Here is a 12,551-nt window from a genome sequence, read left to right on the forward strand (position 1 = left end):
AAATCCTGGTTCAGATTACTCCGACCGTAAACTTTCTGTCGGATTATCAAGGGCGGCCCGATAAGTACGTATGCCGATGGTTAGACCGCCCAGCAAAAGTAAACTGCCAAAGCAAAGGGCGAAGGTTTCGAATCCGAGGGGGACGTGGTAAGCGAAGTTGCTCAGGAACGCATAGCCTGCCAGATAGCCAATCGGCAGGGCAATCGCAGCCGCAATGAGTAGCAATCGCACAAAATCTCGTGATAACAACCAGACTATCTGACTCACCTGAGCACCCATTACTTTGCGTACGCCTACTTCCTTCACACGGGTTTGGGTGTTGTAGGTGACCATACCCAACAGGCCCAAACAGGCAATGGAAAAGGATAAAAAGAGGAGTAACGTCATGAAATCTCTGTCTTCTGGATGCGTATGGCGCTGCTCTAGAAAATCCGAATACCATTGTCCCGCAAACGGTTCATACGGACTAAGCCGCTTCCAGATACGTTTGGTGTCGGCCAGAACGGCGTCTTCGGCACCAGCCGCTACACTAACGGTCAGGTAGCGAAATTGGCCTGGGTTGTTCTGAATAATTAGTGGTTTGATTGACCAGGCAAACGACGTATAGCGGAAATCCTTCAATACACCGGCAATCTGGACCTCAGCACTATCATTGAGCCACAACGATTGACCAACTGCTTCCTGAGAATTGCCCAGCCGGAAGGTTTTAACCGCTTCTTCGTTGATCAGCACCAGGCGCGAACCACCCGATGCTACCGAATCGGCCGTGGCTGGGGGGAGGTTCTGACCGGCCAGCAATGTCAAATCCATTGTAGCGATAAATTGAGGATCGGTTGCCCAAACAAAAGCCATTGACGAATCCAACGCATTGCGCTTCTGCTTTACGAAATGACCATAGCCAAACGAACCAAATAATTCCGACGTACCCGACACATGTTCAACACCCGCCAACCGGTTTACTTCATTAGCTAGTCGTTGGGCTGGAATCGTGTTGAGTGGAATGGTTAATACTCGGTCGCGCCGGAATCCGTAATCGGCTGTTGCCATGTAGTTCATCTGTCGAGTCATGGATAGCAGGCCAATCATGGCAATCATGGAGATGGCAAACTGAGCCACAATCAGCGATTTGCGAAGTGAAATCCCCCGGATAATCCGTAAGCCTGTCTGACTGCGCAAAACCTGCGAAGGCTGAAAACCTGACAGAACTCGGGCTGGCGCAATGCCCGCCAACAAACCGGCCACTACGCTGAAGACCACACAAATCGCCGTGAGTTGCCAGTTCCATTCTACGCCATTAATAAGCCATTTCTGTACAAAAGGCATGGGTTTAATAAACTCGAGCATGACATTGGCAAGCCCCAGCGACAACAGCGATAGAATAACCGACTCCGCCATAAACTGCCCAACCAGTTGCCAGCGAACAGCCCCGGCCACTTTCCGGATCCCCACCTCGCGGGCGCGACTCAGCGATCGGGCCAGCGTTAGGTTAATGTAATTGAAGACCGCTAATAACAGGGTCAGCAAGCCAACGCTGGCTTCTAACAAAAGGCCACCGATCTGAGGCTCATGAGTAATGTGCATAAGCTCCTGACGGGCGGGGGACAGTTTCGTAAACGGCTGAACACGTAGACTATACCCCTTTTCGTCCTTGAAATGCAATGTATGCGTTGCCCGATGAACAACTGATGGCAAAACTTTTTCCAGCGCATCGGCAGGAGTTCCTGGTTTGAGCAAGACGTAAGTGAGGCCGGTCCGATAGTTTCGCCAATCGGCAAAAGAAGCGCGCTGTTGCGGAGTCCAGGCTGTTTGCAGCGAGATCAGCATATCGAACACCAGGTGCGACTTAGCGGGCATATCAGCCAACACACCTGTGACCGTGATTGGGCCTAAATCGGTGTTTTGTAAAACCCGTCCAACCGGATTCGCCGTACCAAAAAACTTTTCGGCAGTTTCGCGAGTCAGGACAACCGTATTCGGTTCCGTAGCGGGCTGACCTTTGGCGAGCTTATAGCCGAAAATGCGAAAGAAACTCGGGTCGACCGCGTATGACATGGTCATGAACCGCTTCTGGTTGCTCGAAAACTCGGCATAGGTTTTACTCACACGAGTGGCTTCTTCCACAAACGGGTACTCTCGCTTCAGCACCTCGGCCAGCGGCATGGGCGATGTGGCGAACGGAGTTACATCGTTATCTTTCCCAACTACATCCGTAAGAATCCGGTACGTTCGGTCGCGATTGGGGTGGAAATTGTCGTAATCGAACGACCCCTTAATATGTGCAATGGCCAGAAAGCAAACGACTAAGCCGGAAGCAAGGCCAAAGACATTGATGACCGAAAAAAGCTTATGTTTCCAGAGATTCCGCCAGGCGATTTTAATGTAGTTAGTTAGCATGATTTTGTGTAGAGACGCATCTTTGCGTCTTCTATCCCGGATGGTTTTCTGTATCTGGATACTAATTGCTGACGCGATAGGAGACGCAAAGATGCGTCTCTACATTATTCACTTCGTAAACTCTTCACCGGATTTGTTAAAGCAGCTTTCACGCTTTGGAAACTCACGGTTAGTAGCGCAATCAATACGGTCAGGCCGCCAGCCAGTAGGAAAACCCACCAGTGAATGTCGGTGCGATAGGCGAAATCGGCCAGCCAGGTGTGCATGGCGTACCAGGCGACGGGCGAGGCAATGATCAGCGCGACGACCACTAATTTCATAAAGTCTTTGGAGAACATGGCCACCAGACTCACCTCCGATGCTCCCAGAACTTTCCGAATACCAATTTCCTTGGTGCGTTGCTCGGCCATAAACATCGACAAACCAAATAAACCCAGGCAGGAAATCAGAATGGCAACGCCGGCAAAAATGCTAAACAGCGTTTGCTGCGTTTGCTCGCGGTTGTAAAGCCGGTCAAAGCGTTCGTCCAGGAATTGATAGTCGAACGGACGTTCTGGGAAGAACCGCTTCCAGACCGTTTCGACCTGTTGCAATGCCGCTGGGATATTCCCTTTAAGTGGAACAGATACCCATCTGAAATTTTGGGTGCCCATGATCATCGCCATAGCGGCCATTTGCTGGTGTAGCGATTCGAAGTGAAAATCTTTCGTTACACCGATAATCTGACCTTTGGCTCGACCGTACTGAAAAGGCTTTCCGATGGCTTGTTCGGGCGTCCAGCCCAACTCGCGCACGGCTGTTTCGTTTAGGACAATCATGGAGGTATCCGTCGAGTGAGAGCGGTCGAAGTTGCGACCAGCCGCCATCGGAATTTGATAAGCCGAAATAAAATCGTAGTCCACCCGCAACGACCGCAGATTTACTTTGACCGGCGCCATTGTATCGCCTTTGGGTGCCATAGCATTGTCGGAATCTAACAACCGACCCGATGGTATTCTGGACGAACGAGCCATTCCGTTGACAGCCCCTGTTTGGATAAGCTGCTGTTTCAGTGTCTCGTAATTCGTAGTTGAATCACCCACATCGGGTAACAGTAGGACTTGATCTTTGGCATAGCCTAATCGATAATCCTGAATGTACTTCATTTGATTATACACTACCGCTGTACTGATAATCAGTGTAATGGCAATGGCGAACTGCGTAATTACTAATGCCTGCCGTAGTTTGCCGGTTCGCATAGTGGAGGCAATCTGACCTTTCAAAACACCCAGTGGCCGAAAAGAAGTCAGGAAGAAAGCCGGATAGCTCCCCGCAACCAGACCTGTCAATAATGTAATGCCGATTAGAATACTGAGGAAAACAGGATCGACCAGTTGCTGAAACGCGAGTTGTTTTTTTGTGAAGTCGTTCAGAGCAGGTAAAGCGAGAACGACTAAGAAAATGGCGATGCCCAGCGCGAGCGTTACCAGAACAATGGATTCGCTTAAAAACTGCCCAATGAGCTGGGCGCGCAAAGCCCCTACAACCTTGCGCATCCCAACCTCTTTGGCTCGCCCTGCCGAACGAGCTGTTGCCAGATTCATGTAGTTGATGCAGGCGATCAACAGAATGAATAATCCAATAGCCGAAAACAAATAGATATAACTGATATCACCCGTCGGCTCAATCTCTGAATCCGTATGCGAATACAGGTGAATGTCCGTGAGTTTTTGCAGATTCAGTACCGACCAGGTCGATGCTTTACGCCCCTCGCCTGATGGTACATGCGTATCCTGAAAAGCCGGGAAAGCCGCTTCCATTCGGTTGGGGTTGGCACCAGGCTTCAACAGTACATAGGTATTAAAAGAGTTGTTGCCCCAGTTCGTGCGTAATCCTTCGGCTCCATAAACACGGTTGTCGTTAAACGTGGAAAACGACATCAGGAATTTGGGGTGGAAGTGCGACTGAGCAGGTAATGGCTCATAAACACCCGTAACGGTCAGGTCGAATTGGTTGTTCAATCGAACGGTTTTCCCGATTGGGTTTTCGTTTCCGAAATACTTCTCGGCCATTGGCCGGGAGAACATAATCGAAAACGGATTGACCAGCGCCTGATCTGGATTGCCACTCAGTAGTTTAAAATCAAATACCTTAAACAGGTTGGCTTCGGCAAAAAACATATCATCCTCGTTGAACGAGTGTTCGCCGTATTTCACCAGTCCACCGTTGTCGATGGTTCGTACAACCTGCTCGGCTTCCGGAAAATCCTGTTTAATCAGCGGCCCGAATGGAGGGGCTGCCTGCGCTAATTTCAGAGAAGGTACGCCGTCTGAAGAAAGAAAGGTTCGCGCAACGCGGTAGATACGATCCGCATTCGTATTGTAGCGGTCGTAACTGAGTTCGTCCTTAACGTAGAGCGCGATTAGCAGAAAACAGGCTAACCCTACGGCCACTCCCGTAATGTTGATAAAACTGAATGTCTTGTGTTTTCGCAAATTGCGAAAAGCGATCAGCAGATAATTGCGTAGCATAATCAGTACAGCATTTGACGTCGGAATAGACTGCCCAAATGCTGTACCAGAAATTTAAGTGATTGATTATCAGGGCGAAAATTTGCCGTTGCTAAGAGCGTTGTCCGCAAACGGACGGTTTCCGTACAGTTGCGGACAATGTCTGAACCGGGATTTATTTGATTTAACTGACTGACTGTGATTTTGTGAATTGTTCTGATTAAGCTTTCAGAGAAAGCCGAATTATTTAAAATCATAGCCAGTCAGTTAAATCATAAAAATCCCGGTTCTCACTCATTCCGCAAACTCTTCACCGGGTTCATCAAGGCAGCCTTCACGCTCTGGAAACTGACCGTCAACAAGGCTATGCCGATAGCGAACAGTCCAGCCAGCACGAACATCCACCACACAATGTCGATCTTGTAGGCAAAACCCGCCAACCAGGTCGTCATGGCCCACCAGGCGAGGGGAGAAGCCAGCGTGATGGCCAGCATGACCAACTTTAGAAAATCTTTCGAGAGAAGCCCAACGATGCTGGCGACTGAAGCGCCCAGCACTTTTCGTATGCCGATCTCTTTCGTTCGCTGTCCAACCGTAAACGCTACGAGGCCATAAAGACCAAGCCCGCAAATGACCATTGCCATTAGAGCGAACACGTTGACGAGTTGCGAAATGGTGGTTTCTGTTTCGTAAAACTTCGCGAGTTGATCGTTCAGGAATTCATATTCGAACACATCGTTTGGGTATAATCGCTGCCAGACGCTCCGGATATGGGCCAGCGTTTGTGTGGACGATGCGCCTGTAATTCGGATGCCCACCTGCCGATACATGTTGGGGAACGAAGCAATAAAACAAGGCCCGATAACTTCGTGCAACGATCGCTGGTGGAAATCCTTCACGACGCCCACGATGGGCAGAGGCACCGACGACAGGTAGTACTCCATCCGCTTACCAAGAATATCCTGTGGATTGCGAAAGCCAAGTTTATGGAGTAACGTTTCGTTAATCACATACTCCCGAATCGAATCGCCTTCAACGATGTTTCGACCTGCTACTAATTGTAAGTTGTAGGTTTTTAAGTAGTCGGCGTCGGCGAGCCGCTCGCGGACGGGGAAGGGAAGCCAGTCGTTTTTAGAACCAAATTTGAACGAACCGCCGTTCATGACCTTGGCGGATGGCGGGCGGTATTGTAAGGTTACCGCCTTGATGTCGGGATACTGGCTTAATTCGGTTTTAAACGCCTGCCAGGATTGCTTCTCGGAATAGGGAAGGTTAACAATCAATACATTATCCTGCTGAAACCCCAGATCGGTTTTATGAATAAACTGCATTTGCCGCATGACAACCAGCGCTCCAACGAGCAGTGCCTGGCAAACGATAAACTGCAAAACGACTAGTCCTTGCCGCAATGAATAACCACCCACCGACGTGGCCGTGAGTTTTCCCCGCAAACTGGCCCAAGGGCTGAATCCTGACAACACAAAAGCCGGATAGCCACCTGCCAGCAAAATGACGATGCCCATTAATAGCCCGATGAACAACAGCATTGGGCCATCGGGCGTGAATGTAAGTTGAATATGGACCCAGTTATTAAACAAGGGTAGGCTTACAAATGCCACCAGCATAGAAAATAAGGTAGCCATTACCACAATCAGACTGGTTTCAAGCAGAAATTGCCAGGCGAGTTGTGTACGAGAGCTCCCCAGCGTTTTACGAACGCCCACTTCTTTACTCCGTCGAAAGGCCTGCGCCGTAGCCAGATTGACGAAGTTGATACAGGCCGTCAAGATCAGGAACAAGCCAATTAACCCCAGCGACCACAGCAACGATTTCCGAATAACACCACCCACTCGATCCACATCAAAATGGACGTCGGCCAGAGGTTGGGTATGGAAATGAAAGACATTCGCGACATCGCCAAAGTGTTTTTTCGAGAGAGCCGGGAAGGTGGCGTCAAGTTGTTGAGCAGTGGTCGGTGAGTTGTCTTTGAGCGTACAATACAGTCGATAATTGCTGTTCAATTGCCCCCATTCATTGACATTAAACTCCGGGTCGAGTTGCCGAATGGTGGGCATGGAAATAAACAACCCTATGTTTGTATCGGTCGGTTTCGTCGGGTCGGCAATTAGGCCCGTTATGGTCGCATTGACTTTGTGTTCCAACTCAATGACTCGGCCTATGGGGTTGCTGGCACCAAAATACCGCTTGGCCCACGACTCGGTTATGACAACGGTGTTGGGTGCCTGGAGCGCCGTTTTCGGATTGCCACTTAGCCATTGATAGTCGAAAATCTGGAAGAACTCCCCTTCAACAAGAGCCGTCTCGTCGTGTTCCAGAAAGCGTACAGGAGCAGCCTGTCCGGGTTGAGGCACACTAACGGTCAGCGACCGATTGACATTTAAAAAAGCCGCTTGCTCAACCTGTGGGTAGTCGGTTCGCAGGGTTTTGGCCATTGGTAAGGGGGCTTCGGGATACTGTTCAACGGAGCCATCATCAAGGTGTAAATCGACCACAATCCGGTAAATACGGTCGAATTTAGTGTGGTACCGATCGGTGCTGAGGTGATGCCGGATAAACAGAAAAATGAGCAATCCGCCCGCCATGCCAATGGTTAGGCCAATTACGTTTAAAGCCGTATATCCACGTTGTGAACGCAGGTTCCGGAGGGCTATTTTAAGGTATGAGCGTAGCATGATTTTTTGTAGAGACGCAATCCCTTGCGTCTCCTTATCCGGATGGTTTTTTGCTGGAAAATTGCTGACGCATAAGGAGACGCAAGGGATTGCGTCTCTACAAACATCACTCACTACGCAAACTCTTCACCGGGTTCACTCTTGCTGCCCGGATGGCCTGAACACTTACAACCAGTCCCGTTAATAGCGCCAGAATAAACGCCACCAGTACAAAGGGTGACCACGATAAATCCGTCCGATAGGCAAAGTGCGTGAGCCAATCGCTTAGCAGATAGTAGGCCAACGGCCAGGCGATAATATTAGCGATGACCAGGATCAGTACAAATTCTTTCATGAACAGATTGACAATGCTGATTGTCGAAGAGCCCAATACTTTACGAATTCCGATCTCTTTGGTACGTCGGGTTACGTTCAGCGAAACCAATCCTAAAACTCCCAACAGCACAATAATCAGGGCTAACGTGGTCGCCAGTCGGGAGGCTTTTTGGAGTTGTTTTTCGGTTTGGTAAAGTTTCTGGAGCGTATCGTCCATGAACGAATACTCGAATGGCGCATCGGGGAATAATCGCGTCCACTCCTTGTTAATCGAAGCTATCGTTTCCTGCAAATGCTCGGCGCTGCCGGGAGCAAGCTTAAAAGAGAAATAACGATAAATAGGGTTGGCGCGGACATGAATAAAAATGAGTGGACTGATGGTTTGATGCAACGAGCCAAAATGAAAATCCTTTAGAACGCCATCTACTCGAAGCGGAATATTGCCCCCCGGAAACCGCACAAGTTGACCAATTGCTTCGGCTGGCTCATGCCAACCCAGCGCTTTGATCGCTGATTCATTTAACACCACGCGCGTTGAGTCATACCCTCCGCCGTTTTCGTGGAAAAACTGACCAGCCTGTAATTGAAGTCCATACGTTTTGGCAAAGTGCTCGTCAGTGGTTAGCACCTCAACCGTAGCAGACGCCGTACTATCGCGTCCGTGTCTGAACACCTGACCGCTCCCACTGCTTTTACCATCGGGAATAATAAACGAAAAACTTACGTTGCTCACGCCGGGAATGCGCGCAAGCTGATTTCGAACGCCTTCCATCCGTTGCACGCCATCCTTCGACCAATCGCGCGGGACAGAGGCCACCGTCAGGATCTGTTCTTTCTGGTAGCCCAGGTTCTTGCTGAAAAAATAAGCTACCTGCCGACTGATCACCATAGCCCCTACAAATACGAAAATGGCGACCGTGAACTGGAAGACAATCAATGCCCGACGCAGGCCAATTCCTTTCTGCACCGACTCCGTCAGTTTCCCTTTTAAGGACTCAACCGAAGGCAGCGCCGAGAGTACAAATGCCGGATAGCCGCCTGCCAGAAAGCCGATCAGGAGCACGCAACCAACTAACACGATATACGCCATTGGCGACCAGGTAATCAGCGATGGAATTGGCCGCTCCAGCAAGTCGGCGAAGGTAGACCGGAACAACTCATGACAGCCTAAGGCCAGTACTGTAGCGCCAGTTGTTAGTAGCAGGGCTTCGGCCAGAAATTGCCCAATCAGTTGTCGTTTTAAGCCCCCAAGTGCCTTCCTGACGCCAATCTCGCGCAAACGCGTGGCCGATATACCAATGGTGATATTCACAAAGTTGACTATGGCCATCAGCAGGATAAAAACGGCAATTAGCGTCAGCGTGAGCACCATTTTTTCGACCAGACCATTGCTGCCTTTCAGGTAAAACGTTGTCAAGGGGCTAAGCGAAACTTGCAGATTTTCCTTGAAACCCGGTGGCGCATTGGTGGCTAAAACCTGGGCAATGGGTTGAGTCAGTTGATCGGCAGTGACGCCGGGTTGTAGTTCCAGATAGGTTGGAATATACTGGTTCTGCCACGAACGCATGCTGGCTTCGGGTGTGAAATAACCAATGTTGCGCATTGGGATAAAGACCTGATTTGGTACGGGCACCAGATCCGTAACGCTATTTTTTTGCAGGTCCTGCAATACACCTGTAACAGTAAAAACCTGTTTGCCACTGGCAGGCGTTTGTACCGTCAGTTGTTGTCGAAGTACATCGGTTTTACCGAAAAATTTCTGCGCAACAGCCGCTGTGATGACAATGGAGTTCGGTTCAAGGAGGGCTGTTTGGGGATCACCATACGCCATTGGAAAACCAAACATGGGCAGCATGGTTGAGTCGCTCACCTGAATACTTTCCCGAAAGTGCTTTTCGTCTTTAGAGATGATAGCGGTTACGCCATAGAATCGGTAGTAGTTGGCAACCAGATTCGGATACAACTGCTTGAGCGTCGGACCAATGGGAGCCAGCGTCGTAATATCCATTCCCATGGCTGCTTCTTTCCAGTGGCTCTGCACCAAGTATTGCTGGCCTGAATGTCGAAGGGTTTTATTGACCGCCAGCTCGCCCTGAATGTAGTTGCCAATGAGCAGCAAAAACGTGATGCCAACCGTCAGGCCGAGCAGCGTTACAAGCGCATAGAACCGTCGGCGGAGGAGGTTGCGAAGGGCAATTTTGAGGTAGTTCTGCAGCATAACGTGAAGGATTTAGCAGTCAGTTTGTTGCTGCGAAGGTATTCACTGTTCTGATTGACAGATCGTTAAAAAATGTTAAGGTTTTTGCGTAGAGACGCATCTTTGCGTCTCCCTGACCGGACGGCTTTTCGTCCAGATGGTTTTCTGTATATGGACACTAATGGCTGACGCGAGAGGAGACGCAAAGATGCGTCTCTACATTAAAACTGATTCTTCAGCGCCAGCGTAGGATATACTTGTAATTGATTTTCGTTCGTCAGCGTGTGGTAAAACAGATTGATTCGGGAGCCGACAGAAATCGACTTTGTGAGCTTTACCCAACATTGGGGATCACCGAAAAAGGCAACTTTTTTGCCGCTCTGGTCTTTCGTGAAATCGTTGCCCTGATTCCGATTTTCACTCCACGCAACCAGACTTCCGGCGACTATAATCCGGTACTTAAAAAAGCCCCGCCCGAAGTAGAATGTGAATTGGGGGTCATGACTTGGTTTTGGGAAAAAACTTGTCCGGCAAACCAGACTCGTTGTGAACCAGGCACCTTTCCAGGTAAACGGATAAGCCGCTCCAATGCCAAACGTGTTGGTGATATAAAACCCATACGCTGGAGGAGCAACACCTAGGCCGCCACTGTACGTCAGCGCCAACTCAACTTTAGGCTTCCAGTAGCGGATATTCTTGGAGACCTGCAGGAAAACTTGTCCGACATTGTTATTTTCACCGGATAAGTCGGTTTGCATCTTGAATAGGAAAGAACCCGTTGAATCGTTTCCCTTGAAGTATTCGAAGGTGAGTGATGCGAAGTTGGTTCGATTCAATTCGGGGTTGAGCGAATGCCGGAAGTCGTAATGGAGTTGGAGTTGTTGCGCTTGACCAGCCAACGTTAGCGCACAGAAAATAACAAACAAAGCGGTTTTCATGGACGATGAATTTTTCGGTAAATCTTCGTCGTTGCGTGAAAAATGAGCGGAATTCAGGCGGAAACGTCACGGAATTGTGAATTCTGCTGTACCCACGAGCTTTAGCCCGTGTATGAACTGGAATAAAATACGGGCTCAAGCCCATAGGTACATTTATGGATGAATTTGACCGTAGAGCGTTTGCTGATTTAGTCAATGCGGTAGTCATGAAATGCTTTGGACATTCACTGGACAACCCACTTTCGGAGCCAGAGAGCAAGCACTTGAGTACCGAAATAGAAGAACGTACCGGCTTAGTGATCGGTTGGCGGAGCGTGAAAAACTATGTCGCTTTCGTACTTAACCCCTCGCCCGATAAGCAGGAAAATCCGTCGATGGCTACGCTCGATACATTGGCGCGTTACGTGCTCAACGCGCCGGTTACAACAGAAGCCGAGCGAAAAAAGCTGGAAGAGCATTTTCCGTACTGGTTCCGTTATCGCGAACAGGTGATTCAGCGACCCAGACCTGAAGTAGCCGTCAGTGTTCCCCAAAAGAGACATTGGCTCGCTATCGTTGCGGGCAGTTTTTTAGTGGTAGTAATTGGTGGGTTTCTGTTTTTTCGGCAATCATCCGTTAAGCAGATTCAGGATGATTTTCAGGTGATAGATGATGCCTCTCTATCTAAAAACGGCTGGTTTGTTCAGGATAAAAACAATCAGTATTGGAATCGAAAGGCGGAGCAGCCGGGTCGCCTGACGTTATTCACGCTCAAAGGGGATAACTGGCCCAAAACGGGTGAAACACCACGGGTGCAAAATTTGCTATTGCGTGAAATCCAGACGGATTGTTTCCGAACGGAAGTTCACTTTTCGGATTTTGTACCTACTGGAAACTGGCAGCAAGCGGGGCTTCTGTTGCTGGAAGACACACTGTTTACTGGCAAAAGTATTCGGCTATCGCTCTCTTACAACGATTATTTTGGCGGCTACAACAAACCCGGCGAAATCCTTATTCAGGCCATTGCTTCCTACGGTAAAGGCGATAAAAATCTGGAAGAGTTCGTTCATCAGCCCTTATTCCCACTAGCTAACGCCAATGATCGACGGATCGCTACCACCAACCTGAAAAACCTTGCGTTTCGGATCGAAAAGCAGGCTGCGAAATTCCGACTATTATACTCGGTTAGCCCCGTCGATAATTTCTCGTTCAAGGAAATAACCAGCTATGAATTCGAAATGTCTCCAAAATACATCGGCTTGTTTGCCCTGAAAGGCTTTGTCGATTCTACAGCCGCGATGCCCGTTTCTGTCCGGTATTTTCGGCTGGATGGGCAGCGGTGTGAGTAGAATGCTGGTATTTGTGGTGTCGGTTACTTTTAACCGACACTGGTAGGTTTCTCAAAACCTACTGTTCGTACCGTTAGGTTTTGAGAAACCTGACGAGCGTCAGATGTAAGCATCTGACGCCACATCCCATACCCTACTTAAACGATTGCCGATATTCCAGCGGGGAGGTGTTCGTTTTGTTCTTGAAAAGTTTGTTG

At 49.3% G+C, this 12,551-nt stretch carries 6 protein-coding genes; 1 reads left to right on the forward strand and 5 read right to left on the reverse strand.

Translation table 11 applies throughout. The features are described 5' to 3' along the window. Window positions 1–15: 15 nt before the first annotated feature. The 5 genes from H3H32_RS35525 to H3H32_RS35545 all read right to left on the reverse strand — a co-directional run bounded on the left by H3H32_RS35525 (window position 16) and on the right by H3H32_RS35545 (window position 11,026). The gene (locus tag H3H32_RS35525; protein ID WP_182460417.1) at window positions 16–2,394 is read right to left on the reverse strand and encodes an ABC transporter permease; all 2,379 of its coding nucleotides are present in this window, start codon (window positions 2,392–2,394) and stop codon (window positions 16–18) included. Between the two features lie 104 nt (window positions 2,395–2,498). After that, entirely contained in the window at window positions 2,499–4,904 is a 2,406-nt protein-coding gene (locus H3H32_RS35530) for an ABC transporter permease (protein ID WP_182460418.1), read from the reverse strand. A gap of 269 nt (window positions 4,905–5,173) precedes the next feature. Continuing rightward, on the reverse strand, window positions 5,174–7,576 hold the full coding sequence (locus H3H32_RS35535; protein WP_182460419.1) for an ABC transporter permease: 2,403 nt from the start codon (window positions 7,574–7,576) through the stop codon (window positions 5,174–5,176). Between the two features lie 106 nt (window positions 7,577–7,682). Then, a complete protein-coding gene (locus tag H3H32_RS35540) occupies window positions 7,683–10,109 on the reverse strand; it encodes an ABC transporter permease (RefSeq protein WP_182460420.1) in 2,427 nt (808 codons plus the stop codon). A gap of 200 nt (window positions 10,110–10,309) precedes the next feature. Next, window positions 10,310–11,026 (reverse strand): DUF5020 family protein, encoded by a 717-nt coding sequence (locus H3H32_RS35545; protein ID WP_182460421.1) that lies wholly within the window; start codon window positions 11,024–11,026, stop codon window positions 10,310–10,312. Window positions 11,027–11,181: 155 nt separating this feature from the next. On the opposite strand from H3H32_RS35545, the gene H3H32_RS35550 reads away from it, so the two are divergent. Further along, window positions 11,182–12,354: a hypothetical protein gene (locus tag H3H32_RS35550; protein WP_182460422.1), complete on the forward strand. Its 1,173-nt coding sequence runs from the start codon at window positions 11,182–11,184 to the stop codon at window positions 12,352–12,354. Window positions 12,355–12,551: the final 197 nt, after the last annotated feature.

It is taken from the genome of Spirosoma foliorum (genome assembly GCF_014117325.1).
Classification (GTDB): domain Bacteria; phylum Bacteroidota; class Bacteroidia; order Cytophagales; family Spirosomataceae; genus Spirosoma; species Spirosoma foliorum.